Genomic DNA, 12,793 nt, shown 5'->3' with positions numbered 1-12,793 from the left:
TTATTCGTGAAAGAAGTTATATATCTTTTTTGCTACTTTTTCTTCAACACCTTCAACAGATTTAATTTCATCTAAACTAGCAGATTCAACAGATCTTGCAGACCCAAAATGGTTTAAGAGCGCTCTTTTTCTAATTGCTCCAATACCCTCGATTTGGTCTAGTAAAGATTTACTAATTCCTTTTTTTCTCTTTGCTCTATGCGCACTGATTGCAAATCTATGCGATTCATCTCTTATCCTTTGAAGGAAGAATAGTGTGGGGTCATTTTTAGAGAATTTATATTCTTTGCAATTGTGAAAAAATGTTTCATTTCCACTATTACGAAATTTACCCTTTGCTATTGCAATAATTGGAATGTCGTGAAGCCCCAACTCATTCAAACTTTCTCTAGCTACTGAATATTGCCCTTTTCCTCCATCTACTAATACTAAATCAGGAAAAGTGAGATAATTATCTTTTTCTTGAACAGCACGTTTAAATCTTCTGTTTAATACTTCTCTCATCATACCATAATCATCTTGCTCATTTTTTTTGTGCTTGATATTGAACTTTCGATATCTTTTTTTAATAAATCCCTCATCACCATAAGCAATTAAAGCTCCAACACTATTTGTTCCTTGGATATGGCTGTTATCATAAACCTCAATTAAATTTATATTAGTTTCAAGATTGAATTTTTTTGCAACTTCATCAAAAAGTTCTCGATTATTCTGACTTTCATAAAGTTTTCTATTCAAACTGTCTTTTGCATTTTTTATTGCTTGATTAATTACTTTTAGTTTTGAACCTTTTTTAGCAACACTAATGTTAATTTGTTTTCCTTCTTTTTGAGTTAAAGTTTTTTCAATTAAAACTTTTTCTTTTATTTCCCCAGATAAAATTATTGCAGAAGGCACACTTTTATTTTCATAAAATTGTGAAACAAATGAATTTAAAATATCTCCTAATTTTTCATCTGGGTCATGTTTTGGAAAAAAAGCTTGGTTACCCCAATTTTGCTTTGAACGATAAAAAAATACTTGAATACAAGTTTTGCCAGACTCTTTGTATCCAGCAATAACATCTGCCTCTACTAAGTTTGCCTCATTAATTCTTTGGGAAGATTGAATAATATTTAAAGCTTTAATTCTATCTCTTAAAATTACTGCTTTTTCAAAATCTAATTCCTCACTTGCTTTTTCCATTTGACTTGAAAGATTTTTTTGAATTTTCCTTGATTTCCCAGAGACAAACTCTATGGCATCATCAACTGTTTGTTGATAATCATTTTTTTCAACATAACCAACACATGGTCCGGAACATCTTTTTATTTGATAAAGGATACAAGGTCTTTCTCTATTTTTAAAAACAGTATCATCACAAACTCTTAGATGAAAAATTTTTTGGATCATCTTTATAGTCCAGTTAGCTGAACCTGCTGATGCAAAAGGTCCAAAATAAAATCCTTCTTTTGTTTTTTTTCCTCTATGTCTTTTAATTTGAGGCCATTTATCTTTGTTACCAATAAAGATGAATGGAAATGACTTATCATCTCTTAATAAAATATTGAATTTTGGCTTAAATTTTTTAATTAGGTTTGCTTCTAGAAGTAGCGCTTCACTTTCATTTGAAGTAGTCGTTATCTCTAATTTTCTAGTTTGAGACAACATTCTCTCTGTTCTAATTATATGATTTTTTTCAGATACATAACTTTTAAGTCTGTTAGGAAGATTTTTTGCTTTTCCCACATAAAGGATTTCATTTTTTTCATTTAGCATCCTGTAGACACCAGGAAGTTTAGGGACTAGCGAGAGCTCTTTTTTAATTACCTCTTTTCCTATTTCAGAGCTTATCATGACTTCTTTTTTTGGTAATTTGAATACCAACAGATGAACATTGCTTAAGAATTTCTAATTTCTCAATTTTCAACATTATTTTAGCAATCCTTTGATCTTTGAATAATTCATCAAATACGGCTTCAGCTAATGTTTCAAGAAAGTTGTAATGTTTTTTTTTAACGAGTTTTGTAATTAATTTTACAATTGTTCCATAATTAACAATCGATTTTATATCTTTATCACTTGATGGCTTTTTATCCTCGTAATCAATTTCTAGGCTAAATTTAACTTTTTGAGGCTTTTTCTTTTCAAAGTCATAATAGCCAAGTTTTAAATTTAAAATTAGTTCATTAATTAGAATTTTCTTTTCATAATTAAAAAGACTTTTGTTTTTATCTATTTTTACAATCTTAAAATTATTTCTTTTCATTCTTTGCCCATTATATCCGGTGTTTGCCAGTTTAAATTTTGCCCACTATCTATTGCTAAAACTTGACCTGTAATAGATATATTTTTTATAAAAAAGTCAACAGCATTGCATATTTGTTCAACATCAACTTGTCTTTTTAGTGGGGTTGCTAAATACTGCTTTCTAAAATGTTTTTCAGATTGTCTTTGATTTTTAATAGTTGGGCCAGGCGCTATACCATTTACTCTAATCTTTGGAGCTAAACTCATAGCACTAGTTTTGGTCAAAGTATAAAGTCCAGTTTTGCTAATGGTGTAGGAAAAAAAATATGGAGTTAATTTAAATACTCTTTGATCAATAATATTAATTATATTATTATTTGTTCCTTTAACATTTTTTGCAAATTCTTTTGATAATAATGCAGGTGTTCTTAAATTTGTTCTTAAATGTTGCCCCCAACTATCTGTTGTAAAGTTTTCTAATTTATCATTTTCGAACAAAGAAGCGTTATTAATTAGACAATCAAAATACTTAAGTTTTGATTTTGCATATTTTACAATTTTATTTACATCATTTTCTTTACTTAAGTCACCTTTAACCAAGTAAACTTTAGTGCCATTATTTGATAGTTCTTTTTTTAACTTCTCAGCTTTTGATTTTGATTTATTAAAATGAATTAAAATTTCTTTATTAGGACCAGATAATTTTTTTGCAATTGCAGCACCAATTCTTGTTGCTCCACCTGTAATAATTATTTTCCGTGCTTCCATTTTTTATCTCTTTTTTTTGTAACCTTTGTTCCAGGCATCCCCATTGTTGATCGACCTTTAGGATAAAGTTTATTTTTTACATCATACTGCCTTATTTTTGGATTTAATGTAATTTCTAATTCGCTACTTTCCAACTTTCTTATTTCGTCTCTAATTTTAGCGGCTTCTTCAAATTCAAGATTAGATGCAGCCTCTTTCATCTTTTTATCTAGTGCTTTAAGATGTTTCTTTAAGTTTCCACCAACATTAGAACCCTCGCTTATTTTTACATAATCTTTTTCATAAACACTCTCTAAAATATCGCTAATTTCTTTTTTAACTGATGTAGCACTAATTTTGTGTTTTTTATTATAAGCTATTTGAATATTTCTTCTTCTATCAGTTTCAGCAACTGCCTTTTTTATACTTTTAGTCTCTTTATCAGCATACAAAATAACTTTTCCATCTACATTTCTTGCTGCTCTTCCTATTGTTTGAATGAGTGATGTTTCTGATCGTAAAAAACCTTCTTTGTCTGCATCTAAAATTCCAACTAGTGCACATTCGGGAATATCAAGACCTTCTCTTAATAAGTTGATACCAACTAAAACATCGAATACACCCATCCTCAAGTCTCTCATTATTTCAATTCTCTCCAAAGTATCTATATCTGAGTGAAGGTACCTAACTTTAATTCCATTTTCATGAAGGTATTCTGTTAAATCTTCTGCCATTTTCTTAGTAAGAGTTGTAACTAAAACACGATGATTGTTTTCAATCACTCTTTTACATTCGTGCATCAAATCATCTACCTGATTTTTTGCAGGTCTAATTTCAACTACAGGATCAATTAATCCAGTTGGTCTGATAACTTGATCAATAAATTTTCCTTTTGTTTGCTCTAGTTCCCACGGTCCTGGTGTTGCAGATACAAATACAGTTTGAGTTCTCATTAAATCCCATTCTTCAAACTTTAAGGGTCTATTATCCATACACGATGGTAGTCTAAAACCATATTCTGCAAGAGTACTTTTTCTTGATCTATCTCCTTTGTACATTCCATTAAGTTGTGGAACAGTTACATGACATTCATCAACAAATATCAATGTGTTATCTGGAAAATATTCAAATAGAGTAGGAGGAGGTTCTCCAGGTTTTCTTCCAGATAAAAATCTTGAATAGTTTTCAATTCCAGCACAAGAACCAGTTGCTTCAATCATTTCTAAATCAAACTTAGTTCTTTCTTCTAACCTTTGAGCCTCTAATAATTTATTTTCTGCTCTATGTTTTTTTAAAGTTATTTCTAATTCTTTTTTTATATTAATGACTGCTTGTTCAATTGTGGGCTTAGGAGTTATGTAATGACTATTCGCATAGACTTTTACTAAACTTAGCTCTCTAACTTTATCTCCTGTTAGAGGATCAAATTCTTCTATTTGTTCTAATTTATCTCCAAATAGACAAAGCCTCCAAGCTCTGTCTTCTAGATGGGAGGGAAATATTTCTAAATATTCTCCTCTAGCTCTAAATGTTCCTCTATAAAAATTTTGATCATTTCTTTTATATTGTAGAGCTACTAAAGATTTAATTATTTCTTCTCTGTTGTAATCATAATTTTTTTGAAGAGTTAGCGTCATTTTACTGTACGCCTCAACAGAACCTAATCCATAAATACATGAAACACTTGCTACAATTAAAACATCATCTCTTTCTAAAAGAGATCTAGTTGCTGAGTGTCTCATTCGATCAATCTGCTCATTAATTGATGCCTCTTTTTCTATGTAAGTGTCAGATCTTGGTACGTACGCTTCTGGAGTGTAATAGTCATAATAAGAAACAAAGTATTCAACTGCATTATCTGGGAAAAATGTTTTCATTTCTCCATAGAGTTGTGCTGCTAGCGTTTTGTTTGGAGCAAGTATCAATGCAGGTCTATTAGTAGCCTCGATAACTTTTGCCATTGTAAAAGTTTTTCCAGATCCTGTAACTCCAAGTAATACCTGGTTAAATTGATCTTTATTTGCACCGTTTACTAATTTTTTAATAGCTTCTGGTTGATCACCCGCAGGTTTAAAATCAGATTTAATTTTGAATTTTTTTCCACCTTCGAGTTTTCCACCAATTTTAGGATTTTTACTCTGAATATCTGTAATTAAATCTTGATAAGTATTTTCCATATATTAAACAGCGTATTAGAATTTATTTATATTTCAATGAGCATAATATCAGACAGTTTAAAACGAATTAAACCATCACCAACTATTGCAGTTACTCAAAAAGCAAGAGAACTTAGAGCTGCAGGAAAAGATGTAATTGGACTTGGAGCTGGAGAACCAGATTTCGATACACCAGATAATATTAAAAATGCTGCAATTAAAGCTATCAAAAGTGGAGACACCAAATACACAGCTGTAGATGGAACACCTGCTTTAAAAAAAGCAATCGTAGATAAGTTTAAAAGAGAAAACAAAATTAATTACACTACAGATCAAATCACTGTTGGAACTGGTGGAAAACAAGTTCTTTATAATGCTTTCATGGCAACTTTAAATAAAGGGGATGAAGTAATTATTCCTGCACCTTTTTGGGTTTCTTATCCCGATATGGTTTTATTAGCTGGTGGAAAACCAAAGATAGTTAAGTGCACAGAAGAAGAAGGATTTAAACTTACTGCAAGTAAATTAAAAAAAGCCATTACTAAAAAAACAAAATGGGTGATTTTAAATTCACCTTCCAATCCAACTGGAGCAGGCTACTCAAAAAAAGAAATTGAAGATTTAGCTAAAGTTTTAATGAAAAATAAAAAAGTTCATATTTTGAGTGACGACATCTATGAACATATAGCATATGATAATTTTAATTTTTATACGATTGCTCAAAATTCAAAGTTAAAAGATAGAACTTTGACAATGAATGGGGTTAGTAAATCGTATGCAATGACAGGTTGGAGAATAGGGTATGCCGCTGGACCAAAGGATATCATTAAAGCAATTGGTAAAATTCAATCTCAATCCACATCAAACCCATCATCAATAAGTCAAGCTGCTGCAGTTGAAGCTTTAAATGGCAACCAAGGTTTTATAAAAAAAAGATCTAAAGCATTCAAAGAAAGAAGAGATTTTGTTGTTAAAAGTTTAAACAGCATTAAAGGTATAAATTGTTTAACCCCTAACGGAGCTTTTTATGTATTTCCAAGTTGTAAGGGATTGTTGAATAAAAAAACTAAATTGAAAACAGATACAGAATTTGTTCAAAAACTACTTGAACAATCGAATGTTGCAGTCGTACAAGGGTCTGCATTTGGTTTAGATGGATACTTTAGAATTTCTTATGCTACTTCAATGCAAAATTTGAAGAAAGCAATGGATAGAATAAAATCCTTTTGTGAAAGCCTTTCTTAATAAGTGAAAACAGCATTACTATTTGGTGCAACTGGATTAGTTGGTGGACATGTTTTAAATCAACTTATTCAGAATAATAATTACTCTAAAATTAAAATATTTGTCCGTTCCTCAACTCAAATAAACAACTCAAAAATTGAAGTAATTCAAACTGATTTTAATAATTTAGAAAAACACAAAGAAGAAATTGAGGGAGATGAATGTTTTTTCTGTATTGGGACAACAAAAAAAAATTCTCCTGATAAAAATGAATATCAAAGAATTGAATTAGATATCCCAAAACAAGTAGCCCAAATTACAAAATCTAACAATGTTAAATCTTATTTTTTTGTATCTTCAGGATATGCAAATTCCAAAAGTTCAGGAGATTATTTAAAATATAAGGGCCTTGTAGAGGAAGAGATCTTAGGTTTAGGTTTTTCTAAAATAGGAATTATGAGACCCTGATTTATATTAGGTAACAGAAAAGAATTTAGATTGGGTGAGAAAATAGGAATAATAATTTTTAAGCTTCTTAACCCTTTATTTGTTGGACCATTAAAGAAAATGAGATCAATTCATTCAGAAACAATCGCAAAAGCAATGATTAAACTTGCAAATAATAATATTGATCAAAAAATCTTCGAGTCAGATCAAATTTCAGATTTAGTAAAATAAATTTATTTTAAGGTACAATGACTATTTTCTACGATACACCCAACTTTTTCCATTTCTTCATCAAATATCTTTGGATGTCTTAAAGCATAAATATTTTTTAAATAATTAATTCCATAACGTTTAAATTTTCCATCTTCTGTGAGTGCACCAGACTCGTGCCCATATGAAACCACTGTTTCTAATAAATTTCCTTTTTTATCATAGAGAACTGTTTCTCCATAACAATTACAAAAATAACTTCTGTTCTGTTTAGGCTCAATATCAATGAAAATAGAGGTTCCTCTTATTCCAATTGTGCCGTGAGGAATTTCAACATTTAATTCATTTTGTCTTTTTCCAAAGACTGCATGAACAGAACCTTTGATAACTTTTAATAAGTTCTTTGAGACAAATTGAAGTTTTGTTTCAGGTCTTATCAAATAAAAATCATCTTTTACTTTAATAATTGATTTTTCATCTTTAGTTTCAATTGTAGAATTATTTAAATCTTGAAAATTTAATTCTGCTTCCTTACCATCTATAAAAAATTTTCCTGATAATATTTTATTAGTTTCTGAAGCAAATGCGAGCTTTGGACTTAATCCCCAAGCAATCATAATTTGACTTACAGTTTTTATAAATTTTCTTCTGTTCATTTCGACTAATTTTATACCTGAAATTTAAAGATGACGTTATACAAAATTTTTATACTAAGCCTAATCTTACTACTGATTTTCCGGCATCAATTAGAGCCCCACTTGCTAGTTTAAATTCAAAACCAATTAAATCTTCAGCATATTTTGTCTCTGGTTTCATCTCTAATTCAAGATCAGGGATCATTGTTTTTGCACTTGAGTCCAACATGCTAATAAATTTCACCATAAAATTTGGTAAAGTTTTCTTAGGAAGTTTTTTTGCATAGTCTGGCAATGCTTCAGCTAAAATTTTTGATGTCTCAAGTAGTGTTTTAACTTCTTTTCCAATAATTAATCTTCTGCCACCAACTTTTGAATTTCCTAAGCAAGCAACATGAGATTTTGCGACATCTTGAACATCAGATATTAAGATCCCCCATTTAGGTGTTGCTGGAAATTTACCTTTTAAAAATTGTCTTACATATTCAATCGAAGTTCCACCTTTAGTATCTAAAGCATCTCCAAATACTCCACCAGGATTTATACAAGTAAGTTTATTTTTAATCCCTTTACTTTCCATTAATTCCCAGGCTGCTTTTTCAGCAATTGTTTTGGATAGAAAATAATCATTAACTCCTTCAACCCAATTTTCATCAGTCCAATCATTTTCACTAAATGAATAAGGATTTGATCTATTTGGCTTTCTAAACATTGCTGCTATTGAAGATGTAACTACAAATTGCTCTGCATTTGCTTTGATACCAGCATTTAAAACTCTTAAAGTTCCATCTTTTGCAACTGGTATTAAATTTTCTCTATTTTTTGAGACCTTCATCGGAAAAGGGGAAGCCATATGAATTATATATTTACATCCCTTTGCAGCTTCTTCCCAACCTTCGTCACTTAAAAGATCGAGTTTTATAAAAGATAACTTATCTATCGAAGCATATTTACTAATTGTCTCTTTTGTTTGAGAAATTACGTCATCACTTCTAACTGTTCCTAAAACATCATAACCTGAATTTAATAATTCTATTGCAGTATGTTTAGCTATCCATCCACTTATTCCAGTTAATAGCACTCTATCAGTCATAACATTTCTCCTTTTAATTATTTATTAATTGTATCTCAAACTAATGAGATAAGAATTTTTCTGCTTCTAACGCAGCCATACAACCCATACCAGCTGCTGTCACTGCTTGTCGAAAAGTTTTATCTTTAACATCACCTGCAGCGTAAACTCCAGGAATATTAGTTTCTGTAGAATCTGGTTTTGTAATTAAATAACCTTCTTTATCCATTTCTAATTGATCTTTGAAAAGTTGAGTTGCAGGATCGTGACCAATTGCAATAAATAATCCATCTAATTTAACTTCTTCTGTTTTTTCAGTTTTCAAATTTTTAATTTTTATACCCCTTACATTTTTTGGTTCACTATCCCCTAAAACATCCTCAACAACAGAGTCCCAAACAATTTCAATTTTTTTATTTTCCGTCAATTTCTTTTGAAGCATCTTTTCAGCTCTCAAACTATCTCTTCTATGAATTAATTTTACTTTTGATGCAAATTTTGTGAGAAACATTGCTTCTTCTACTGCAGCGTTACCACCTCCAACTACAGCAACTTCTTTGTCTTTAAAGAAGAAACCATCACATGTGGCACATGCCGAAACTCCAAATCCTCTAAATTCTTGTTCAGATTTAATGTTTAACCATCTTGCTTGTGCGCCAGTTGAAATAATTATGCTATCTGCAGTATATTTTTGTCCGCTGTCACCAACAGCCTCAAATGGAGTAGATTTTAAATTCACTGATCCGATATGGTCTTCTATCATTTCTGTTCCAACAGCTTTTGCTTGATCTCTCATTTGATCCATTAGCCATGGTCCTTGAATTACTTCAGCAAAGCCTGGAAAATTTTCCACATCAGTTGTAGTTGTTAATTGTCCGCCTGGTTGAGCTCCGTGAACAAGGATAGGATTCAACATTGCTCGTGCAGCATAAACAGCAGCTGTGTATCCGGCAGGACCAGATCCAATTATTAACACTTTTGTGTGTTTAGTTGGATTTTGACTCATATGAAAGCTATATAGTGATTAATGTCTAAATTAAAAGGTTTATTATTAACTCAAGGGATGCACGGAATGATTAGTCAAGTCGAGGGACTTGCTAAAGCACTTGATATTGATTTTACTCACCACAAGGTTGAACTAAAAAGTATTTGGAAACTTGTTCCACCTAAATTTACTCCAATTTCTCAAAATGTTTATAAAAAGATTGAAGATAATGATTTTGATTTAATAATCTCATGTGGAAGAAAGAGTGTAATTCCATCTATTCACTTAAAAAGTATTTCTAAAAAAAAAATATTTAATATTCATATCCAAGATCCAAAAATAGATTTTAATCATTTCGATTTTATTGTTGCTCCAGAACATGATGGAATTAAAGGCAAAAATGTTATTAGCACAAAGGGAGCTATTCATTATCTTTCAGAGAAAGAAATTGAAGAAAATAAAGATTATTTAAATTCTTTTATCAAACAAGATGAGAGAAAAATTTGGTGCTTAATTATGGGAGGACCAACAAAATATTATGATTATTCAACTAAAAATATGAAACACATTTTCTCAATGTTTTATAAATTAATGAAGAAACATAATTTCCAATTAGTAGTAATTCCATCAATGAGAACCCCAATAAATACTATTCATTATGCAAAAGAGTTTTTTGGAGAAAATCACACAGTGATTATGGATGTAGATAAAAAGGCATATCTATCTGCTTTAGCTTTATCTGAAAATATAGTTGTTACATGTGACTCTAGCTCCATGATCTCTGAAGCTGCTTTGACAGGCAAACCAATTTATGTTGCTAATATTTTACCAAAAAAGAATGACAAAAGATTCCAAAGATTTAGAAATTTATTTAGAGAACTAAATATCACTAGAAACTTAGGTGAGGAAATTGAAAATTGGAACTATGAAAAACTAGATGAAACTAATAGAGTAGCAAAAGTTATAAAAGAAAAAATTCAATCTTAATGTCATTTTTAAATTCTATAAAAAATAATTCAAAAAAATATGAAACACCATTTGATCATTGGGAATATAGCAATGCTCTATCTGACGGAGCAATTGAAGAGATTATTAAAGCAGATATTCCAAATTTAAGTGAGCATAATTTGAATTATGACGGAACAAGAGCAATTGATGGAGGGGCAGCAGAATTCAGAGAAGGTATTTCCTCTGGTGGTAAAGCAATAAAATTTAGATGTTTTGTAACAAAAGAAAATAGTTTTCAATTTCCAAATCTTGTAAAATTTATAAATGAACTACAATCAAAAGAAACATTTGAGACAATATCCAAAATGATCAATAAAGATTTATCGAACTCATACGTAAGGGTAGAGGTGATTTGTGATAGAGAAGGTTTTTGGCTCAAACCGCACTGTGATATTAAAGAAAAATTAATGTCAGGATTAATTTTTGTAAATAAAACTAACGAGTCTGAAGATTTAGGGACTGATTTTTATAATGAGAAATTAAAGAAAGTTAAAACATTGCCTTACAGAAATAACTATGGCTATCTTTTTACCAGCGGACCAAATACTTGGCATGGCATGGAAAAAAAGAGCATTCTTAAAGAAAGACGATGTTTACAAGTAAACTATGTGACTTTCGAAACAGATTGGAAAGTAAATAATTAAAATTTATTTAATGAAATTAATCCAGATTTTGGATCAATAATTTTTTCATTTAAGGTAGCAACTTTACCAACTGCAAAACCAGCATTCTCAATTACTTTTTTAAAGTCCTCTTCAGAAAAATTTGGAGTATTTTCAAAATTTATAAAAGCAACTCCCTCTGGCCATGAAACCTCAACATTACCTTCGCCTGTTGCAGCTTTAAGTTCTTTTTCAACTTTTGCTTGGCATGCCATACATACCATTCCATCCACAACTCCAATCATAGCAACTTCTGCTTTGACTATGTTTTGAAAAAATATTAATGATGTAAATAAAACTAGTAAGATTTTTTTCATAATTCTTTTATAAACTATTTTTTTTAATTTAATATACCCATATTGGGTAATACTGTTGAAATTTATTTATGAATATAGAAATGCTTTCAAATCCCTCAGAGTTAAAAGATACAAGATCGAAAATAGAAGAGTTTTGTAAATCAAATCTACCAAATATCGAATTAGCAAGCGTAACTTTAGCAATTGATGAGGCTTTGCAAAATGTAATTAGGTATTCATATAAAATGAAAAAAGATCAAAAAATTGATTTAAATTTAGAAATTATAAATGATAGTGAGCTTAAAGTAATAATTACTGACTACGGTGAACAAGTACCATTAGATACAATTAAACCGAGAGATTTAGATAACGTCAGACCTGGAGGTTTGGGAGTATACTTTATAAAAAAAACCTCAAAATTTTGTGAGTACAAACACAATGAAGTTGGCCCAGGCACAACTTTAACTTTAATTTTTTAACTACTCCTCTTTAATAAGTTTAGGCTTTGAGCATTTGTAAAATTGATTGGAACCTCTTAAAGATTTTTGCAGCATTGCTAATTCATTTGAATTTTGATTATAAGTTACATTAGTCTGCAATCCTCCAATTGAACCGTTTGATGTAAAAGATGATGGGGTTTGTCTATCCATCTTGAAATTTACTTTTGTCTTTGAACTATTAATTTTTGTTAGAATGATTTGTTTTCTTTTATTTGAATAAACCCAAACAGTTGTATTTTTTTTATTTTTACAACTTAATTGATAAATATTTGCATTAGAATTTTTAGGAATAAAAGCTATAACAATTAAAACGATGGTAAATTTTAAAAAAAATTTAAATAACATTAAAATATTCTTTTTAGCTTTTTTTGCATTTTTAGCAGCTAACTATCTTTATAATAATATCATAACAAAATCCACAGCTAACAATGTAAAGTTTTTAGAGGTTGAAGTTGAGTTAAAAGGTAATGTAGATTTTAATTTAAAATGTGAAGGAGCAAACAATCCAAACCCTTCAAGTGTAAACAGAGGCCTAGGTGAACAAACTGAAAGTAATTGCACTGGTACTGGAACCTTTTCCGCAATAGTTCCACAACAAAGATTTACTGAAAGTTCAAATTAA

General features: G+C 29.9%; 16 protein-coding genes. 7 read left to right on the top strand and 9 right to left on the bottom strand.

All coding sequences use genetic code 11. From position 1 onward, the window contains the following. From uvrC to uvrB, 4 genes are read right to left on the bottom strand one after another with little or no spacing between them, the layout of a single operon-like run. Complete coding sequence (gene uvrC, locus ACTTBI_RS05235) at nucleotides 1-1,836, bottom strand: excinuclease ABC subunit UvrC (protein ID WP_440652984.1); 1,836 nt, start codon at nucleotides 1,834-1,836, stop codon at nucleotides 1-3. After that, the gene (locus ACTTBI_RS05230; protein ID WP_440652982.1) at nucleotides 1,823-2,248 is read right to left on the bottom strand and encodes a dihydroneopterin aldolase; all 426 of its coding nucleotides are present in this window, start codon (nucleotides 2,246-2,248) and stop codon (nucleotides 1,823-1,825) included. The genes uvrC and ACTTBI_RS05230 overlap by 14 nt, the downstream gene beginning before the upstream one ends. Further along, entirely contained in the window at nucleotides 2,245-2,997 is a 753-nt protein-coding gene (locus tag ACTTBI_RS05225; protein ID WP_440618910.1) for an SDR family oxidoreductase, read from the bottom strand. Before ACTTBI_RS05225 ends, ACTTBI_RS05230 begins: the two co-directional genes overlap by 4 nt. Then, nucleotides 2,979-5,153 (bottom strand): excinuclease ABC subunit UvrB, encoded by a 2,175-nt coding sequence (uvrB, locus tag ACTTBI_RS05220; protein WP_440613811.1) that lies wholly within the window; start codon nucleotides 5,151-5,153, stop codon nucleotides 2,979-2,981. The genes ACTTBI_RS05225 and uvrB overlap by 19 nt, the downstream gene beginning before the upstream one ends. Nucleotides 5,154-5,189: 36 nt before the next feature. On the opposite strand from uvrB, the gene ACTTBI_RS05215 reads away from it, so the two are divergent. Genes ACTTBI_RS05215 through ACTTBI_RS05205 form a run of 3 tightly spaced genes read left to right on the top strand, consistent with a single transcriptional unit; the run spans nucleotide 5,190 to nucleotide 7,034 of the window. Then, entirely contained in the window at nucleotides 5,190-6,377 is a 1,188-nt protein-coding gene (locus ACTTBI_RS05215) for a pyridoxal phosphate-dependent aminotransferase (protein WP_440618908.1), read from the top strand. A gap of 3 nt (nucleotides 6,378-6,380) precedes the next feature. Next, the gene (locus ACTTBI_RS05210) at nucleotides 6,381-6,824 is read left to right on the top strand and encodes an NAD(P)H-binding protein (RefSeq protein ID WP_440652980.1); all 444 of its coding nucleotides are present in this window, start codon (nucleotides 6,381-6,383) and stop codon (nucleotides 6,822-6,824) included. 30 nt (nucleotides 6,825-6,854) lie between these two features. Next, a complete protein-coding gene (locus ACTTBI_RS05205; protein ID WP_440652979.1) occupies nucleotides 6,855-7,034 on the top strand; it encodes a hypothetical protein in 180 nt (59 codons plus the stop codon). A gap of 2 nt (nucleotides 7,035-7,036) precedes the next feature. Here ACTTBI_RS05205 and ACTTBI_RS05200 read toward each other — a convergent pair whose 3' ends face one another. From ACTTBI_RS05200 to trxB, 3 genes are read right to left on the bottom strand one after another with little or no spacing between them, the layout of a single operon-like run. Continuing rightward, nucleotides 7,037-7,669, bottom strand: coding sequence for a hypothetical protein (locus ACTTBI_RS05200; RefSeq protein ID WP_440652977.1), 633 nt, complete (start codon nucleotides 7,667-7,669; stop codon nucleotides 7,037-7,039). 49 nt (nucleotides 7,670-7,718) lie between these two features. After that, on the bottom strand, nucleotides 7,719-8,741 hold the full coding sequence (locus ACTTBI_RS05195; RefSeq protein WP_440652976.1) for an NAD-dependent epimerase/dehydratase family protein: 1,023 nt from the start codon (nucleotides 8,739-8,741) through the stop codon (nucleotides 7,719-7,721). Between the two features lie 40 nt (nucleotides 8,742-8,781). Continuing rightward, nucleotides 8,782-9,726 carry a thioredoxin-disulfide reductase gene (trxB, locus tag ACTTBI_RS05190; protein WP_440652974.1) on the bottom strand — a complete coding sequence of 315 codons (945 nt, stop codon included), beginning with the start codon at nucleotides 9,724-9,726 and terminating at the stop codon, nucleotides 8,782-8,784. A 21-nt stretch (nucleotides 9,727-9,747) separates the two neighbouring features. On the opposite strand from trxB, the gene ACTTBI_RS05185 reads away from it, so the two are divergent. Together ACTTBI_RS05185 and ACTTBI_RS05180 are read left to right on the top strand one after the other, a co-directional pair. Then, nucleotides 9,748-10,692: a mitochondrial fission ELM1 family protein gene (locus tag ACTTBI_RS05185; RefSeq protein WP_440618902.1), complete on the top strand. Its 945-nt coding sequence runs from the start codon at nucleotides 9,748-9,750 to the stop codon at nucleotides 10,690-10,692. After that, nucleotides 10,692-11,357, top strand: coding sequence for a hypothetical protein (locus tag ACTTBI_RS05180; RefSeq protein WP_440652973.1), 666 nt, complete (start codon nucleotides 10,692-10,694; stop codon nucleotides 11,355-11,357). Before ACTTBI_RS05185 ends, ACTTBI_RS05180 begins: the two co-directional genes overlap by 1 nt. Here ACTTBI_RS05180 and ACTTBI_RS05175 read toward each other — a convergent pair. Beyond that, a complete protein-coding gene (locus tag ACTTBI_RS05175) occupies nucleotides 11,354-11,692 on the bottom strand; it encodes a heavy-metal-associated domain-containing protein (protein ID WP_262589738.1) in 339 nt (112 codons plus the stop codon). The genes ACTTBI_RS05180 and ACTTBI_RS05175 overlap by 4 nt on opposite strands. A 68-nt stretch (nucleotides 11,693-11,760) precedes the next feature. Here ACTTBI_RS05175 and ACTTBI_RS05170 point away from each other — a divergent pair, with 68 nt between their 5' ends. Further along, nucleotides 11,761-12,150 (top strand): ATP-binding protein, encoded by a 390-nt coding sequence (locus tag ACTTBI_RS05170; protein WP_440652971.1) that lies wholly within the window; start codon nucleotides 11,761-11,763, stop codon nucleotides 12,148-12,150. On the opposite strand, the gene ACTTBI_RS05165 is transcribed toward ACTTBI_RS05170, so the two are convergent. Then, entirely contained in the window at nucleotides 12,151-12,516 is a 366-nt protein-coding gene (locus tag ACTTBI_RS05165) for a hypothetical protein (protein WP_440618895.1), read from the bottom strand. It abuts the gene before it with no gap. Here ACTTBI_RS05165 and ACTTBI_RS05160 point away from each other — a divergent pair. Further along, nucleotides 12,485-12,793 (top strand): hypothetical protein, encoded by a 309-nt coding sequence (locus tag ACTTBI_RS05160; RefSeq protein WP_075506363.1) that lies wholly within the window; start codon nucleotides 12,485-12,487, stop codon nucleotides 12,791-12,793. The genes ACTTBI_RS05165 and ACTTBI_RS05160 overlap by 32 nt on opposite strands.

Origin of the sequence: Candidatus Pelagibacter sp. HIMB1542 (assembly GCF_052047835.1) — a bacterium.
In the GTDB taxonomy this organism is placed as follows: Bacteria; Pseudomonadota; Alphaproteobacteria; order Pelagibacterales; family Pelagibacteraceae; genus Pelagibacter.
Note: the sequence above shows the minus strand (reverse complement) of the source record. Positions and strands in the feature narration are given on the sequence as shown.